Source organism: Roseateles sp. GW821-FHT02E12 (assembly GCF_059421665.1).
In genome coordinates this window covers 127,604-141,083 of the sequence record NZ_JBWKVK010000004.1, presented here as the reverse complement: position 1 = coordinate 141,083, position 13,480 = coordinate 127,604, and the positions used below count along the sequence as shown (strand labels likewise).

Genomic DNA, 13,480 nt, shown 5'->3' with positions numbered 1-13,480 from the left:
AGCCTGGCAGGCACCGGGCCACATGCCAGCGGAAGATCACCCGGACGGCGCGGTACTCGCTCACGCTGCCACCTCGTCAGCAGCCCACGCCGGCAGGCTGGCAGGCCACAGGCCCATGCTGCGGATCAGCGCGCGGGTGGCGTCGCCGGCCTCCTTCTCGAAGGCGCGACGGCCTTCCTTGCCGAGCTTGCCCGTGCTGCCGACGAAGTAGTGGCAGCCGGTGTTGCCCATCATGTCGGGGCCGCAGCCAGGCCAGCCCAGCCGGCAATCGGTCTTGAGCTTCTCGCCCTTCCCTTCGTCGGCGTGGCAGAACTGGGTGATGCCCGACACGCCGCAGCGGTAGCACGGCAGCTTGCGAACCGCGGCCATGTAGCCCTTGTGCTGGATCAGGTTCAGCTTGGGCATTCCCACCGCGGCCTGAGCCGGGCCAGCAACGGCCGCAGCGATCTCGCGAGGCCTTGGCGTGTAGCCCTCGATCTGCTTCGCCGGGCGCCGGGGCGGCAGCTTCGACTTGAATCCGCTGCGCTTCATGCGTCACCCGACATAGAAAGGCAGCACCAGAAGACGAACAGGCCGGCGACCAGCCAGCCGTTGGCGAGCAGCCCCATGGCCACAAAGAACAAGCCGACGTTTCTCATTCGTCCCACCAGTTCGCGTTCTTCATCCGACCCGTCAGCCCGCGCTCGATCAACTTGGTGACGCCGTAGTCGTGGCAAACAAGCCTCTTGGCTGGCAGGCCGCTGTTGGGGTCGGGCAGCATCGACAGCCCGAAGTTCGTGCGCTTGAAGTCGTCCAGGAACGCCGGCATGAGGGCTGGGTAGCCGTCTGGGTCCGGGCGCTGCGTGCGTTCCATCACCAGCACGCGACCGTTCGGGCTGATCCAGTGGCATGCCGCGAACCAGCGCGAGGCGTTGGTGTGCTGAACCCGCTGCCAGGTTTCCCACTCCATGATGTTCTGGAAGCGGTGGGCGTCCTTCTCGATCTTGATGACGCAATCCGGCAGCAGGCGGCTGCTGAACACGTCGCGGCTCATGCCGTAGCCGATCCGCTCGTCGCAGAACAGGTTGAAGGCGTCCTCGTGGATGTGGCTGTAGTCGCTCATCGGTCGAAGCTCAGAACGCGCTCGACGTGGGCGCGCAAGTCGGCCTCGTTGAGCTTGGTGTGGTTGAGGATCTTGGACAGGACGGCGTTGATCGTGGCGCTGTAGAACGCCTCGAACTGCTCGTCGTTCATGCGTGCCCAGCTGATGCTGTCGGCCTCGACGCGCAGCTCACCCTTGAGGGTCCAGACCGGGTGAAGCCGGCCGGCCAGGATGGTCAAGTCCTTGCGGAAGCGCTCGAAGTTGGTTTGCACCACCTGGCCGTGGTACTCCACGTCAGGCATGGTTTCGGACCACAGGTCAAAGGCGTACTTGGCCAATGCCCACCACTTGCGGCGGAACTTGGCGTTCGTCTCCTGGGTGACGGTCACGCGAACCGAGGCGCCGGCCTTCAGCTTGGTCAGCTTGGCGGCTTCCTCGTCGCTCTCCGGGGCGAATCCCCCCGGCACTCGGCGGCACAGGACTTCCATCAGTGCACCGCTGCGGCTGCGTCGACTTCGGCCCAGGTCTCGGTGCGCTGCTGCTTGATCTTGGCCATGATCGAGGCGTCCAGCGACTCGGCCATGTGGCGCGGTGCTGCTGCCAGCATCACGCCCAGGGCCGCAGCCAGCGCCTCTGTCAGCGAAGCGGGCTCGATGCCCTCATCCATCAGCTCCCGCACCACCTTCGAAAGCCGCAGCGTTGCCGACAGCGCTTCGGCGTCCAGCTCGTTGTTCGTCTTGATATCCATCTCTGTATTCCTTCACTGAAGAACAGCACTCCGAAACCTTCTTGCTTTGACCCTGAGCGGGGTAGACCCAGCCATTCCTGCGGGGCCTTCACATGACCCCTCACGGTGTGCATGACCCGGTAGCCTTTCGACGCTGGGGCGCTGCCTTCGCCACCCACTTGCCCGTTCCTCCGCGTCTGCTCCCCCGGTCGGGTGTCGTGTCCTGGGCGCCGGGGCAAGTAGCCTCCACCGCAGGGCATCGAGGCCGCGCTACGGCGGCACTGCTTCGGTCGTCACCACCGCCTCGGCGGCCCTGGCGCGCATGACCAGCGCGCACACAGCCATCAAGCCCTCGGCGACATGCAAGTCGTTGGCGTCCTGCCCCACGGTGTCGGGCATGGCCCAGCCCAGGCCGGTAGCGATGGCCGCGCGCTTGCCCTGCTCGCCGGGGTTCTGCAAGGCCTTGATCGGGTCGGTTTGGCTCGGGTCGTGGTCGGCGATCACGTAGCGCCGGCCCGTCGTTTTGGCTGCCACCGCGCGCAGGTTGTGGTCGCTGAAGCACACCAGCACGTTGGCCTTCAGCTTCATCTGGTGGACGGCTGCCTCGATGGACAGGCCGGTCGCGTAGCCCTCGCACAAGATGGACTCCTGCGCCCGCGCGGGCCCAAGCCGCAGGCAGGCCCCACCTGATCGCATGCCGTAGAGGTACTTCTTCTCCCAGCGCAGTTCTTCAGGCAGCCACTTCACGATCTGCGCGCCGATCAGCTCGTTGGTGCGAACGTCCCGCATCGGGATGAACAGCTCGCCATCGGGCAGCACGAGGCCCTGGGCCGTCTTGAAGCCCTTGCGGAACAGGTAGCCGTGCTCGCCCGGCTTGGCGAGTGTCAGCAGCCGCGCAGCCCACTCGGCGGCCTTGCGGTGCAGGATGGCCTGCTCATCGCGCACCGCCTGCCGCTTGCCGTCGCGCTGTGCCTGCTCGGCCTCGGTCAGCGGCCTGGCATTGGGGTCGTTGAACGCGACCGCCCTGCCCTCGCCGTCCCAGGCCCACACCCACCCGCCACGGCCGTCCCACAGGTAGGCGCCGTTCTTCGAACGCGGGTGCTCCGTGGTGCCGCAACGGCGAATCTTCCCGGAGTCGTCCAGCTTGCTGGCGTCGATCTCGACACCATGCGCGCGGGCGAAGGCGATGAAAGCCTGGCTCATCAGATCGTCCCGAGCACCCAGGCCAGAGTGCGCCGCTCGATGCTTTCGAGTTCCGCCTCGTCGTGCTTGGCCTGCACCTCCACGCGGCTGCGCATCTTGGGCGGCGCGTTCGGTGCGATCACCTCGCGCTGTGCCTTCGCCCTTGCGTGGCCGGTGGTGTCCGCGCCTGCGGCCTTCAGCTCGGCGACCTTCTTGCGCTGCACCTCGGGCGGCAGCTTGGCCAGCGCCTTCGCGTGCGTCACGTTGATCTCGCCCGCCTCGACGGCCTCGCGCACGACGGCCGGCGAGTCCAGCAGCGCCAGCGAGTTCTTCACCGTCGCCGCGCCGCACCCGAACAAGATGCCGATGGCCTCATGGCTGCGGCCTCGGTCGACGAAGCGCTGCATCTTGCGAGCCCGGCCCAGCGGCGTGTCGTCCTCGCGCAGCGCGTTCTCGGAGACCATGACGCCAGCCAGGCCGTCAGTGTCCGCGCGCCTCACGACGGCCGGCACCTGCACCGGCTCTTCGCCGCGCTCGCGCAACCGGCGGTTGGCCTCGCGGCTGTTGATGATCCGGCCACGGCCGGCGGCCACCAGCACCTTGCCAGTCTCGGCGTCCTTGGTGATGACGATGGGCTGAATGACGCCCAGCGCCATGATGTTCAGCACCATGGGTTCGCTGAAGGGCCGAAGCGCGCGCTCGTCATAGAGCGGGTGCGTGGGGTCAGTAACCAGCGTCAGCTTGTCCGGGTCGAAGAACAGCACATTGCTCTTGCCCTCGGCGCCATAGGCCTCAATCGAATTCTTTGCCATCTGTGGCTCTCTCGGTCAGTGGTGGATGGGCGGCTTGCGCAAGCGCAGCCGGGACAGAACTTCCTTGCCGTCGCGGCAGATCACCCTGAAGGCCGAGGCGTGAATGCCCGCTTCTTTCAGGCGTCGGGCGCACTCCAGCGCCGCCTGCTTCAGCTCGAAGTTGTCGGTGGCGTAGCTCGTCACCACGCGGAAGCCGATCAGTTGGTCGCGGCTCATGCGGGCACCGGCTCTCTGAGGGTCATGCATGTCTTGCAGACCATTCCCTTGATGCCGCGCAGGGGGCCGCGCTTCACCTTGGTGGGATGGCGCACGGCTACCGTGAGCTGGCACTCGTCGCAGCGGCCGGTGAGCGCCACGCCATCGCCGCGTTGGCTGGCGGTGGACAGGCGGGCCTCAGTCCGGCCCCCGCGGGTGTCGTCGCGCTCGCTCATGCTGCTTGCGCCGTGGCGCGCCAGGCGATCTGCTTCTCTCGGATCTTGTTGAGCACGGGCTTCGAGATGGGCACGTTGTGCGTGCGCTCGTAGCTCAGGCCGTCCGGGAAGTGGCCGACCATGTGCTTGAACAGGTGCGCCGCCCGGCCCTTGGCTGTCTCGGGATTCCCGCAGCCGCGCGTGTAGCTCACCACCTGGGCATACAGGTGCTGGTGGTTGTCGGCCAGCCGGGTCTTGCCGATCATGACCTCGCGCATGTGGCCGGGGATCGCCTCGACGGCCGCCGCCTGCACCACCTCGAACCCGCACGACACGCAGCGCTTGCCCATCGGCTTGAAGCTGCACACCGGGCAAGCCTTCGGCTCGTGGTCCTTGTCGTCCTTGCGAACGGCCTTGTCCAGCTTCTCGCCGGAGTCCAACGACGCCAGGCCGTTGAAGAAGATTTCGGCGTAGTCGTCGGCGAACCGAATGATGTTGCCGCTGTGGTCAAGCAGCAGGCAATCCGTCTTGCCGGTGCCGGGGCTGGAGCGCAGGCCACGGCCCCACATCTGGATGGCCGTGCTCAGGCTCTTGCGCAGCGGCCGGCAGTCCACCACGCAGGACACATCGGGCACGTCGAAGCCCTTGGCCAGCGCCTCCACGCTGATGAGCACGCGCAGCAGCGTGTCAGGCTTCTTGTACTCGGCCAGGATGCCCTTGCGTTCGTCCTCGGTCGTCTCCGAGGTGAACAGCTGAGCCATCACGCCGGCCTCGTTGAACGACTTGCACAGCTCGGCGCAGTGCGCGATGGTGGAGCCGAAGACGATGGTCTTGCGGTTCTCGCCGTGCCGCTTCCACTCGGCCACGACGTCGCCCACGATCTCCATGCCGCGCTCACCGGCTGCGGCGTCCGTCCACTCGCCGCCGGAGGTTGCCGCGCCCTCCATGTTGGCCGCCGTGCAGGACATGACCCGCATCGGCACCAGCACGCCGGAGCGCGTCAACTCGTCCATCGTGGCCGCGTTGACGAGGTTCGTGAACAGCTTGCCCAGGCCGGTGCTGAAGGGCGTAGCGCTCAGGCCAAAGACATAGGCCTCGCACTGCTCGCTCTGGATGTAGTCCACCCAAACCGCGAGCTGGGTGTGCGCCTCGTCGATGATGATGACCTCGGCCTTGGGCCACTCGCGCCGGGCCAGCGTCTGCGCCGAGGCGATCTGGAACGGCATGCTGGGATCAAAGCGCCAGTGGTTCGCCATCAGCACCGCGTGCGCGCTCAGGCCATAGCTGTCGGCCGTCTGGCTCGTCTGGTCGATCAGCGTGCGTCGGTCTGCGATGAACAGCGCACGCTTGCCGCGCACCAAGGCCTCGTGCGCAATGCGCAGTCCGAGATACGTTTTGCCCGAGCCCGTGGGGCTCATCAGCATCTGGCGGCGGTGCCCGGCCTTCGCGCCGTCACGCAGCGCCTGGTGCGCCACGTCCTGAAAGGGCCGAGGCGGCGGGAACGTGGTCGCCGAGTAGTTCGGAGCATCCCGCTCGAACAGTTGGCCGTTCATTACTCGGCCCTCGCCTTGGCTGCCTTCTCGGCCTTCTCTGCCTTCAGGCGCCACGATTTCGCAAGCCGGATCGCCTCGTTCTTCTCGTTCATCAGGCCGTTGACCCTCTCGCGCAAGACGCCCACCTCGGCGCGAAGCTGCTTGCTCTCGGCCAGGGCCGCCGTCAGCTTGTCGTCGGCTTCAAACACGGCCGTCATCGACCTGTTGTCGGCCAGCAGCTCCGTCGCCATCTGCTCAAGCTCGGCGATGCGGTAGACGCTCGGGTGAACGTTGGGGGTGGTGTCGGACACCACTTTCGAGGCCCCAGCCGGGGCGGGCGAACCGGCCTGCGTGGTGTCGGACACCACGTCGCCGCCTTCAGCCTGGGCGCCCTCGTCCGTCTTGGGGGTGGTGTCCGACACCACTTTCTTGGCGGCGCTCGCTACACGGCTGGCGTCATGCTTGGCGGCGGCGTCAGGGCTGCGAATAGCCGCGACCATCGTGTGAGCCACGCCCACATGCTTGGCAATCGCCCGGTCGCTCCAGTCGGAGAAGTCGGCCAGCATGCCCTGCACCGCCTTGCGCTTGTCCTCGTTGGTGCGGCGCAGGCCGTGGCTCTTGTTCGCGCCATAGGCATACAGCCGGGCGTCCAACAGCGTGCCGGTGCGGATGTCGCACTCCATCGTGACGGCGCCAATGGCGCGGTTCGCGTGCAGGCGGTGGAAGCCATCGGCCAGGTGGTAGGCCGCGCCATCGAAGAACACCACGGCCGGCGGCAGCGTCTCGCCCTCGGTCATCGTCTCGGCGTACTCGGTAACCGCCGCCGCATTGATCGCAGCGCGGGCCTGTGTGCCGCCGTCGATGCTGATCTCAGCGATGGGCAGGTGCTTGGTCGTCATGCGGGTTCCTTGATTGCTTCGCTTGCTTTGGCGCTCGCTGCGTCGGCGTCGGCCTGGGCTGCGAAAAACGTAATGAGGTACTTCGGCCGGCACTTGCCCTGACGGCCCATCTGCGCGGCGTGCCGGTCGTCGCAGTCGTTGCAGATATCGAAGGCCGGGTTGAACCGAACCGTCTTGCCGGCCTCAATCAACAGCGGCCCGGGGGTGTGCCCCTCGCGCTGGTCGACAGCGCAGGCCACCACGTACTCCACCCACTGATCCCGCGACGAGAAGCACGGCGGGGCGATGGGCGCCACGGCTGCGGCCAGCGCGGCTCGGTCGTGGTACTTCTTCGACGTCATGCAGTCGGGGTCCATTCAGGGCCAATACCTGCCGCCGCTCGAAGCTGGGTTGAGTGCATCCTTTCGGCTCCCTCCACCCCGTAGAGCCGCACCATGACGATCGAACGCAGCAACTCAGACTCGTTGAGCCCCAAGCCGTGTGCGAGCGCCGTGAACTCGTCCTTGACGCACTCGGGGATCTTGGTTTTGAGCTCGGCCGTGGCCTTCCCCATGCGCGCCGGCAATCCGGTCGAACGCGAGAACGTGATGACCTGGGGCGACGCAGCCGTGGCTTCGCTCTGGATTCGCTGCTCTGCCGCAGTTGCGTCTGAACTGCACGCAATGGCCGACGCGTTGGTCGTGACCATCGTTCAGCCCTCCAGCGCAACCGACTCGGACGGTGCCGGCAAATCCGGCCAGATCAGCCAGTAGTCATCGGGGCGCAGTTCCGCCCGCGTCACCTTAGTGGCCTTCTCGATTGCTAGGCAGTGCTCCAAGGGCACCTGCCGTCCATCCAACTTCCATTGACCAACTGCCGCCTTCGTGACGCCAAGCAACGCAGCGAGCGCCACTTGGGAACCGAGGACTGCGGCGGCCCGGTCAACGGGATGGCTGTTCGTTTCCAGGGAGGTGTCCATGGGTATGCAGTCTAGTTTTCCTAGACATGCAAGTCAAGACTTTCGAGACCCGTATAGTAAAGAGAATCTATACAGTCTCGGCATGGATCTAAAGCAATGGCTTCAAGCTGCCAAAGCTAAGTCTGGAATGACCCTGGAAGAGCTGGGCCTCGCCGTGGGCCGCTCCAAGGCCAATGTTGGGCATTGGATGGCCGGCAAGCACGAGCCGAGCTACCAGCAAGTGCTCACCATTAGCCGGGTCACTGGTCACGCTTTGCCGTCTGATTTGTCCCGTGCACCCTCCGCTGGGGGTGTAGCTCACGATGTGAGCTACCCCAAGATTGACACTCCTCCCATAACGCCCTGGGAGGTTGTAGTGAGCTTGGAAAAGATGCCGGTGATACCGGCCGATTTGATGGTGGAGGTGCCGGACGACGCCCTCGCAGCTCGGGGCATTGCGAAGGGAGAGCACATCTGGTTTAAGGCGGCCAGCTCTGCCGAGCCGCGCAACGTCGTGCTGATCGAGGCCAACGGCCGGCGATACATCCGCCGCTATGCCGAGGACGGTCAAGGCCCATTCGCCCAAGCGCTGGACGACGCCTACCCGAGCTTCCGTGAATTCAAGATCGTGGCCGTCATGCACATGCGGCCCGCCAACAGCATCTGAGCGATCAGCGGGCAGGCGCTATGACCAAAGCAATCGCCCCATTTGCAGCTTTGGCGACCGGCACCGCTCGCGCCGGGTCCGATCAATACTGGAAGACGGCCGCCGACGATGCTGCCGTTTCGTCGGTTTCACTGGGCTCGCTAGCCGTTGGTAGCTGCGCACTCTTTGTGCTGCTCTACGGCCTACTCGCCGCCATCGAATTCTGGCGGGCTCGTGACTCCAAGTACGGCTGGCAGGCGGCCGGCTGCGCAATCGCGCTGATTGCTCTGTTTGACCTCATGAAGTTCGCAGGCTGAAACTTTGACCGCCCAGGGAGGGCCGATGAACCTGAAAATTCTGCTGGTTTGCGCAGCGATGGCTGGCTGCTCCACCTTGAATACAAACAGTCTTGAGCCTGGCATGTCCAAAGCCGAGGTCACTAAGACCCTCGGCCCACCCGAGACGCGATCCTTCAATGGCGACAACGAGGCGTGGCAGTACCACGGCCTCGTCAGCCCAGGGCAATGCAGGTACTCGACCGTCTGGATGACCAAGGGTGTTGTGGTGGCGGTGACAAGCCGCACCGGGTTCAGCCCCGGTCCAGGCTGCGGGCCGGGTGGCCGAGAGGTCGACTGGGGGCAATTGCCCAAGCCCAGCATCGACATCAACGTGAACCAGAAGACGCCACCCAAATAGTTTTCGACACCCCGCCAAGACTGAGCCCGCTATGCGCGGGCTTTTTTGCGTCTTCGCCATCCATCTAGGAATTCAAGACTTTTTCGTCTAGTTTTGCTTGACATCACAGTCTAGGTTTTCTAGACTACTTCCCAAGCCCTAAGACAACGCCGACTCCGGCGGGGGCAAGGAGCAAGGGATGGACGCACTGACACCCGGTGGCCGCGCTGTGCTGGAACTCGATCTGCAGGAAGCCAAGCGCGCCCTGCAAATCGCGCTCGACGAGAAGAACGGCTACACGCACCAGGCTGACGTCTTCAGCGCGCTGGCCGCCGAGGGCAGCAGCTTGCGCCGCACCGCCGAGGCGATCCGGAACCGGCTGCGGGCTGCGGGCATGGGCGCCGAGATCGCCGACCTTCGCGCCAACGTGGCCAGGCTGGAAGGCCTGCTCAATGGCTCCTCTGCCCAAGTTGCGCCCGTCGTGCTGTCGGCCGAGCAGTGCGCTGCCGTTGACGAAACCATCGGGGCGCTCGCTTGAGCCCCGCCCGCATCACCCTGGGCCTGCTGGTGCTGCTGCTGGCCGCCTCCCCTGTCGTCGCCTACTTCGCGTGGCTTGGCCCGCTGCTGGTGGGCGCGGGCTTCCGCCGTCAGGCCGTCCTGTGCCTCGTCGGCTCGGTGGCTTCCTGCGGGCTGGTGCTGCGCTGGCTTCCGGTGCGCGGGAGTGCGTCATGAGCGCCCGCCGCCCCGGCTGCGCTCACCGCGCCCTGCCCCTCGCCCAGCTCCAGCACACGGCCCCACAAGGCCGCCCCGAGCAAGGCTGGCCCGTCCGCCGCTGGTCGCCTGAGCGCTTCCATGACGGGTATCCCGGCTGGCAGCCTGGGATGGCTTGCTACGACCCGGAAGACGACGACCGCCATCGCCAGCCCATGGACGGCTGGAGCGTCGCCGTGTTTCTGGTCCTCTTCATCGTCTCCTGCGCCTTTGCTGCATGGGCGTACTGCGTGTTCGGCGCGCAGATCAAGCCGGTGCTGGTTGCGCTGTTGGGGGTGTCGTGAGCGCCTTCAAGCCCACCCCTGCTCAGGTCCGCCTGCTCTCCAACCTCCGCGACGGTCGACCTGCAGAACACGGCTTCGCGCCGGGCAAGGCCGCCGAGGTCGAGTCCAACTGCATGCGCAACGGGCTGCTTCGCCTGTGGCCCTTCCCTGGGCGCGGGCGGCTGTCCGATGCGGGGCGAAAGGCTCTGGAGGCCGTGCCGCTCGACGACACCGCTAACGAGGCCCTGAGCCTCATCACCGCTGGCGGCGCGCTGCTGGCCTGCTTCTTCTTGGTCGGCTCGCTGGCCGTCCCCTTCGTCCTTCTCTGAGGTATCCACCATGTCCGAAGTCATCGACAACCCTGTGGAGGTGCAGTTCAAGCGGATTGAGCCGCAAGCGCCTCCCGCGGGTTCCGCCCTCGCCCTCATCAACCCCGACGCGCTGTTGCAGATCGCTGTCGAACGCGGCGACAGCATTGAGGTGCTGACGAAGCTCATGGACTTGAAGGACCGCCACGACGCCACCGTGGCGCGCAAAGCCTTCGACACCGCGTTCGCTGCGTTCAAGGCAGAGAACGTGCAGGTGTTCCGCAACAAGCTCATCACGGACGGCCCGCTCAAGGGCAAGAAGCACGCCGAGTTGGCGGACGTTTGCGACGCCGCGACTGAGGCCCTTGCCAGGCACGGCCTGAGCGTGTCGTTTCGCCCGGTGCTGGACGAGCGCGACTGGATCAAGCTGGCTTGCAAGGTGCGGCACTCCGCTGGCTACAGCGAAGAAACCGAGTTCGGCGGCCCCATCGACATGGGCCCAGGGCGGAATGCGATTCAAGCGCGCAAGTCCTCCGTCACGTACCTTGAGCGCATCACCATGCTGCTGGCCCTGGGCATCGCTGAGCGCGACGCGGATGACGACGGCGCGGGCGGTGCGAGCGTTGCCGGCCCTGAGACGGCGCTGATGCATCGCCTGATCGCCGAGGCACAGACCACTACGACCGACGCCGACGCCCTCGCCTTCTGGAAGAAGCACATGGCCGAGCTGCAAGCCTGGCCCTACGCCTTCGAGAAGTTCAAGGCAGCCGTGGCCGAGCACCGCAAGCAGTGGAAGAAGGTGCCGGCATGAACGACCCCACCATCGCCCAAATGCTGGGCCTGCCCGCTGACTGGATCGTCAGCATGGCGCCGCAGGGCACCGAGGAATGGCTCAACGCCCGCCGTGGCGTCATCACCGGCAGCCGCGCCAAGGATGCGTGCGACTTCACCGATGGGCTGACCGACCAGCAGCGCACGTTCGTCAACGCACGCGGGGCGGGCCACACCGAAGAACGGGCACAGGAGTTGGCCGGCTACAAGGCGCCTCCGCGCGCTGAGCTGGTCGCCCAGGCTGTTGCCAAAGTGCTCGCCAAAGAAGAGACCCCGTCAACGCCTTCCTCGGTCGCGCTGACCTACGCCCGCGACACCGCGCTGGGCCGCGAGTGCCCGGACTGGGATCGTGACGTGTTCATCACGTCCGTCATGCGCCAAGGCTCTGAGCAGGAGGCTTTCGCGCGCCGAGCCTACGAGATGCGAACCGGCTACATGGTCGAGGCCGCCGGCTTCGTCTGCACGCCTGACCGCAAGTTCGGCGTGAGCATCGACGGGCTGGTCTATGACGAGCCCGAGCAACGTGGCGGCATCGAGGTGAAGACGCTGCTCGGCAGCAACGTCATCTTTGAAGTGCTGATCCTCGGCGTCATCGTCGAGTACCTGCACCAGTGCCAGCTGAACATTTGGGCATGGAACCTTGACTGGATCGACCTGTGCCTGTGGGCGCCCGATCTGCCCGTCAAGGACGCACGCCTGAAGGTCATCCGCGTCGCCCGCGATCAGGACTTCATCGACGACATGCTGCTGAAGCTGGTCCGCTTCGACAAGCTGGTCGAGTCCTGCGCCCAGTCGCTGCGTGACTACCTCGCCGGCACCACCCCTGACGTGCCCACGCCCGACAGCCCGCCCTGGGTCGAAGTCGCCACCACCGCCGCCCCCGTCAGCCAGCCCGCCGCCGAGCGCGTCGAGCTGTCCGAAGCCTCTTTCTGAAAGTCCAACCATGTCCGAAGTTCTTGACTTCCCCCCCATCGAAGCGCCCCCGCTGGTCGAGGCGCCGAAGCCGCCCGCCGTCGTCGCTGTGGTCGATACCAAGACCGCGCTGGTGCCCGTCAGCATCAAGGCCGCCGTGCTGGCGCAGTTCAAGGAGGCGGAAACCACCGTCCTCGCGCTGGTCGAGAAGTACCGCGAAGTCGCGTTCAACGTGTCCACCACCAAGGGCATGGCCGAGGCCAAGGCTGCACGACTGGAGTTGCGCGAAAAGGGCCGCTTCGCCCTGGCCCGCGCCGAGAAGTCCGTCAAGGCCGACGTCAACGACTTGAAGCGCGTCATGGCCGATGAGGTCGAGCGCATCACCGCCCTCGTCATGCCGGTGGAGGAATCCATCGACGCGCAGATCAAGGCCGAGGAAGAACGCAAGGCCGCCGCGAGGGCTGCGGAAGCCGCTCGCGTGGCTGCCCACGAGGCCGGCATCGCCAAGATTCGTGCCTACCTCACCCGCTGCCAAGCCCCCGGCATGACGGCCGAGCGCATCAACAACGGCATCACCCTGCTGGCCGCTGTGACCTTCGGCCCTGAGTGGCAAGAGTTCGACAAGCAGGCCGTCATCGCGCAGACCGAGACGCTGGCCGCCATGCGCGCGCTGCACGCCAAGACCGTGGAGAGCGAAGCCGCCGCCGCCCAGGCTGAAGCCGAGCGCGTCGAACGTGAGGCCGAGCAGCAGCGCCTGGCCGCCGAGAACGCCCGCAAAGCGGAAGAACTGGCCACCCGCGAGCGTGAGCTGGCAGCGCAGGCCGCCGAGCTGGCCGAACGTGAGCGTGTCGCCAACGTCGAGAAGGATCGCCTGGCCAACTTGCAGGCCCGGGTCGCCGCCATCCATGCGTTGCCGCCCGCTACCAGCGAGACGAGTTCCTGGGCCATCTTCGAGGCCATCGTCACGATGGAGAAGATGGACGTCAGCGAGGCTGCATTCCAGGAGTTCGCACCGATGGCCGCCGACGCCAAGCGCATCGTCCTGGCCGCGCTGCTGCAGGCCAAGGATGCGGCGGTGAAGCGCGAAGCCGCTGCCCCCAAAGCTGCCGAGCCGGCGCGCGTGACCGGCGGCTACTCGCGTCGACCCGCCGCCGCCCCGGTTCCTGTCGCTGCTCCCGCTGATCCGCCGGCTGTCGCGCTGGACGACGCTGACGACGGCGCCCGCATCGTGGCTGACGAGCCCGCCGAAGTGGTGTCCGACACCACCCCGGCCGTCGACCTGTTCGGCGAAGCCCCCGTGGCTGTGATGGCGGCTGTCGATGCCGGTGTCGCGCTGGCCGACTGCCAGGCCGCACTGCGCGAGGCCCTGCTGCTGGTGCAAGACCTCGTGAACAACGTGCCCCAGTCCTCGCCCCTGGCCGACGCTACCCGCGGAATCTTGATCCGCGTCGCCGAGCTGCGCGCCCTGGGCGGCATCTAACCGCCCCTCCCACC

Annotated in this window: 23 protein-coding genes; 10 read left to right on the top strand and 13 right to left on the bottom strand. The window is 66.4% G+C overall.

What is annotated here, in order from left to right; translation table 11 throughout:
- Window positions 1–60: 60 nt before the first annotated feature.
- The 13 genes from AC07V5_RS23640 to AC07V5_RS23580 all read right to left on the bottom strand — a co-directional run bounded on the left by AC07V5_RS23640 (window position 61) and on the right by AC07V5_RS23580 (window position 7,601).
- Window positions 61–531, bottom strand: coding sequence for a hypothetical protein (locus AC07V5_RS23640; protein ID WP_495118172.1), 471 nt, complete (start codon window positions 529–531; stop codon window positions 61–63).
- A 103-nt stretch (window positions 532–634) separates the two neighbouring features.
- Complete coding sequence (locus AC07V5_RS23635) at window positions 635–1,102, bottom strand: hypothetical protein (protein ID WP_495118171.1); 468 nt, start codon at window positions 1,100–1,102, stop codon at window positions 635–637.
- On the bottom strand, window positions 1,099–1,569 hold the full coding sequence (locus AC07V5_RS23630; RefSeq protein WP_495118170.1) for a DUF1367 family protein: 471 nt from the start codon (window positions 1,567–1,569) through the stop codon (window positions 1,099–1,101). Before AC07V5_RS23630 ends, AC07V5_RS23635 begins: the two co-directional genes overlap by 4 nt.
- A complete protein-coding gene (locus AC07V5_RS23625; RefSeq protein WP_495118169.1) occupies window positions 1,569–1,829 on the bottom strand; it encodes a hypothetical protein in 261 nt (86 codons plus the stop codon). The genes AC07V5_RS23630 and AC07V5_RS23625 overlap by 1 nt, the downstream gene beginning before the upstream one ends.
- A gap of 249 nt (window positions 1,830–2,078) precedes the next feature.
- On the bottom strand, window positions 2,079–3,011 hold the full coding sequence (locus AC07V5_RS23620) for a toprim domain-containing protein (protein ID WP_495118168.1): 933 nt from the start codon (window positions 3,009–3,011) through the stop codon (window positions 2,079–2,081).
- A complete protein-coding gene (locus AC07V5_RS23615) occupies window positions 3,011–3,802 on the bottom strand; it encodes a ParB/RepB/Spo0J family partition protein (RefSeq protein WP_495118167.1) in 792 nt (263 codons plus the stop codon). The genes AC07V5_RS23620 and AC07V5_RS23615 overlap by 1 nt, the downstream gene beginning before the upstream one ends.
- A gap of 15 nt (window positions 3,803–3,817) precedes the next feature.
- Window positions 3,818–4,018, bottom strand: coding sequence for a hypothetical protein (locus tag AC07V5_RS23610; RefSeq protein WP_495118166.1), 201 nt, complete (start codon window positions 4,016–4,018; stop codon window positions 3,818–3,820).
- A complete protein-coding gene (locus AC07V5_RS23605) occupies window positions 4,015–4,233 on the bottom strand; it encodes a hypothetical protein (RefSeq protein ID WP_495118165.1) in 219 nt (72 codons plus the stop codon). Before AC07V5_RS23605 ends, AC07V5_RS23610 begins: the two co-directional genes overlap by 4 nt.
- Window positions 4,230–5,765 carry a DEAD/DEAH box helicase gene (locus tag AC07V5_RS23600; protein WP_495118164.1) on the bottom strand — a complete coding sequence of 512 codons (1,536 nt, stop codon included), beginning with the start codon at window positions 5,763–5,765 and terminating at the stop codon, window positions 4,230–4,232. The genes AC07V5_RS23605 and AC07V5_RS23600 overlap by 4 nt, the downstream gene beginning before the upstream one ends.
- Entirely contained in the window at window positions 5,765–6,643 is an 879-nt protein-coding gene (locus AC07V5_RS23595) for a ParB N-terminal domain-containing protein (RefSeq protein ID WP_495118163.1), read from the bottom strand. Before AC07V5_RS23595 ends, AC07V5_RS23600 begins: the two co-directional genes overlap by 1 nt.
- Window positions 6,640–6,984 (bottom strand): hypothetical protein, encoded by a 345-nt coding sequence (locus AC07V5_RS23590; RefSeq protein WP_495118162.1) that lies wholly within the window; start codon window positions 6,982–6,984, stop codon window positions 6,640–6,642. Before AC07V5_RS23590 ends, AC07V5_RS23595 begins: the two co-directional genes overlap by 4 nt.
- Entirely contained in the window at window positions 6,981–7,331 is a 351-nt protein-coding gene (locus AC07V5_RS23585; RefSeq protein ID WP_495118161.1) for a hypothetical protein, read from the bottom strand. The genes AC07V5_RS23590 and AC07V5_RS23585 overlap by 4 nt, the downstream gene beginning before the upstream one ends.
- A 3-nt stretch (window positions 7,332–7,334) precedes the next feature.
- Window positions 7,335–7,601: a transcriptional regulator gene (locus AC07V5_RS23580; protein ID WP_495118160.1), complete on the bottom strand. Its 267-nt coding sequence runs from the start codon at window positions 7,599–7,601 to the stop codon at window positions 7,335–7,337.
- Window positions 7,602–7,683: 82 nt separating this feature from the next.
- Here AC07V5_RS23580 and AC07V5_RS23575 point away from each other — a divergent pair, with 82 nt between their 5' ends.
- The 10 genes from AC07V5_RS23575 to AC07V5_RS23530 all read left to right on the top strand — a co-directional run bounded on the left by AC07V5_RS23575 (window position 7,684) and on the right by AC07V5_RS23530 (window position 13,466).
- The gene (locus AC07V5_RS23575) at window positions 7,684–8,247 is read left to right on the top strand and encodes a helix-turn-helix transcriptional regulator (protein ID WP_495118159.1); all 564 of its coding nucleotides are present in this window, start codon (window positions 7,684–7,686) and stop codon (window positions 8,245–8,247) included.
- Between the two features lie 20 nt (window positions 8,248–8,267).
- Window positions 8,268–8,543: a hypothetical protein gene (locus AC07V5_RS23570; protein WP_495118158.1), complete on the top strand. Its 276-nt coding sequence runs from the start codon at window positions 8,268–8,270 to the stop codon at window positions 8,541–8,543.
- A gap of 25 nt (window positions 8,544–8,568) precedes the next feature.
- Window positions 8,569–8,922, top strand: a complete 354-nt coding sequence (gene bamE / locus AC07V5_RS23565; RefSeq protein ID WP_495118157.1) for an outer membrane protein assembly factor BamE domain-containing protein — start codon at window positions 8,569–8,571, stop codon at window positions 8,920–8,922.
- Between the two features lie 178 nt (window positions 8,923–9,100).
- A complete protein-coding gene (locus tag AC07V5_RS23560) occupies window positions 9,101–9,439 on the top strand; it encodes a hypothetical protein (protein WP_495118156.1) in 339 nt (112 codons plus the stop codon).
- A complete protein-coding gene (locus tag AC07V5_RS23555) occupies window positions 9,436–9,633 on the top strand; it encodes a hypothetical protein (protein ID WP_495118155.1) in 198 nt (65 codons plus the stop codon). The genes AC07V5_RS23560 and AC07V5_RS23555 overlap by 4 nt, the downstream gene beginning before the upstream one ends.
- Entirely contained in the window at window positions 9,630–9,956 is a 327-nt protein-coding gene (locus AC07V5_RS23550) for a hypothetical protein (RefSeq protein WP_495118154.1), read from the top strand. The genes AC07V5_RS23555 and AC07V5_RS23550 overlap by 4 nt, the downstream gene beginning before the upstream one ends.
- The gene (locus AC07V5_RS23545) at window positions 9,953–10,264 is read left to right on the top strand and encodes a hypothetical protein (RefSeq protein WP_495118153.1); all 312 of its coding nucleotides are present in this window, start codon (window positions 9,953–9,955) and stop codon (window positions 10,262–10,264) included. The genes AC07V5_RS23550 and AC07V5_RS23545 overlap by 4 nt, the downstream gene beginning before the upstream one ends.
- A 10-nt stretch (window positions 10,265–10,274) precedes the next feature.
- The gene (locus AC07V5_RS23540) at window positions 10,275–11,054 is read left to right on the top strand and encodes an ERF family protein (RefSeq protein ID WP_495118152.1); all 780 of its coding nucleotides are present in this window, start codon (window positions 10,275–10,277) and stop codon (window positions 11,052–11,054) included.
- A complete protein-coding gene (locus AC07V5_RS23535) occupies window positions 11,051–12,007 on the top strand; it encodes a YqaJ viral recombinase family protein (RefSeq protein WP_495118151.1) in 957 nt (318 codons plus the stop codon). Before AC07V5_RS23540 ends, AC07V5_RS23535 begins: the two co-directional genes overlap by 4 nt.
- Window positions 12,008–12,017: 10 nt before the next feature.
- Window positions 12,018–13,466 (top strand): hypothetical protein, encoded by a 1,449-nt coding sequence (locus AC07V5_RS23530; protein ID WP_495118150.1) that lies wholly within the window; start codon window positions 12,018–12,020, stop codon window positions 13,464–13,466.
- Window positions 13,467–13,480: the final 14 nt, after the last annotated feature.

What these genes read in the sequence shown, in the direction of transcription:
- bamE (WP_495118157.1), top strand. Translation starts at nt 8,569, where the DNA reads ATGAACCTGAAAATTCTGCTGGTTTGCGCAGCGATGGCTGGCTGCTCC.
- AC07V5_RS23600 (WP_495118164.1), bottom strand. Translation starts at nt 5,765, where the DNA reads ATGAACGGCCAACTGTTCGAGCGGGATGCTCCGAACTACTCGGCGACC.
- AC07V5_RS23540 (WP_495118152.1), top strand. Translation starts at nt 10,275, where the DNA reads ATGTCCGAAGTCATCGACAACCCTGTGGAGGTGCAGTTCAAGCGGATT.
- AC07V5_RS23620 (WP_495118168.1), bottom strand. Translation starts at nt 3,011, where the DNA reads ATGAGCCAGGCTTTCATCGCCTTCGCCCGCGCGCATGGTGTCGAGATC.
- AC07V5_RS23640 (WP_495118172.1), bottom strand. Translation starts at nt 531, where the DNA reads ATGAAGCGCAGCGGATTCAAGTCGAAGCTGCCGCCCCGGCGCCCGGCG.
- AC07V5_RS23550 (WP_495118154.1), top strand. Translation starts at nt 9,630, where the DNA reads ATGAGCGCCCGCCGCCCCGGCTGCGCTCACCGCGCCCTGCCCCTCGCC.
- AC07V5_RS23615 (WP_495118167.1), bottom strand. Translation starts at nt 3,802, where the DNA reads ATGGCAAAGAATTCGATTGAGGCCTATGGCGCCGAGGGCAAGAGCAAT.
- AC07V5_RS23590 (WP_495118162.1), bottom strand. Translation starts at nt 6,984, where the DNA reads ATGACGTCGAAGAAGTACCACGACCGAGCCGCGCTGGCCGCAGCCGTG.
- AC07V5_RS23535 (WP_495118151.1), top strand. Translation starts at nt 11,051, where the DNA reads ATGAACGACCCCACCATCGCCCAAATGCTGGGCCTGCCCGCTGACTGG.
- AC07V5_RS23575 (WP_495118159.1), top strand. Translation starts at nt 7,684, where the DNA reads ATGGATCTAAAGCAATGGCTTCAAGCTGCCAAAGCTAAGTCTGGAATG.
- AC07V5_RS23625 (WP_495118169.1), bottom strand. Translation starts at nt 1,829, where the DNA reads ATGGATATCAAGACGAACAACGAGCTGGACGCCGAAGCGCTGTCGGCA.
- AC07V5_RS23595 (WP_495118163.1), bottom strand. Translation starts at nt 6,643, where the DNA reads ATGACGACCAAGCACCTGCCCATCGCTGAGATCAGCATCGACGGCGGC.
- AC07V5_RS23560 (WP_495118156.1), top strand. Translation starts at nt 9,101, where the DNA reads ATGGACGCACTGACACCCGGTGGCCGCGCTGTGCTGGAACTCGATCTG.
- AC07V5_RS23580 (WP_495118160.1), bottom strand. Translation starts at nt 7,601, where the DNA reads ATGGACACCTCCCTGGAAACGAACAGCCATCCCGTTGACCGGGCCGCC.
- AC07V5_RS23530 (WP_495118150.1), top strand. Translation starts at nt 12,018, where the DNA reads ATGTCCGAAGTTCTTGACTTCCCCCCCATCGAAGCGCCCCCGCTGGTC.
- AC07V5_RS23585 (WP_495118161.1), bottom strand. Translation starts at nt 7,331, where the DNA reads ATGGTCACGACCAACGCGTCGGCCATTGCGTGCAGTTCAGACGCAACT.
- AC07V5_RS23570 (WP_495118158.1), top strand. Translation starts at nt 8,268, where the DNA reads ATGACCAAAGCAATCGCCCCATTTGCAGCTTTGGCGACCGGCACCGCT.
- AC07V5_RS23630 (WP_495118170.1), bottom strand. Translation starts at nt 1,569, where the DNA reads ATGGAAGTCCTGTGCCGCCGAGTGCCGGGGGGATTCGCCCCGGAGAGC.
- AC07V5_RS23605 (WP_495118165.1), bottom strand. Translation starts at nt 4,233, where the DNA reads ATGAGCGAGCGCGACGACACCCGCGGGGGCCGGACTGAGGCCCGCCTG.
- AC07V5_RS23610 (WP_495118166.1), bottom strand. Translation starts at nt 4,018, where the DNA reads ATGAGCCGCGACCAACTGATCGGCTTCCGCGTGGTGACGAGCTACGCC.
- AC07V5_RS23635 (WP_495118171.1), bottom strand. Translation starts at nt 1,102, where the DNA reads ATGAGCGACTACAGCCACATCCACGAGGACGCCTTCAACCTGTTCTGC.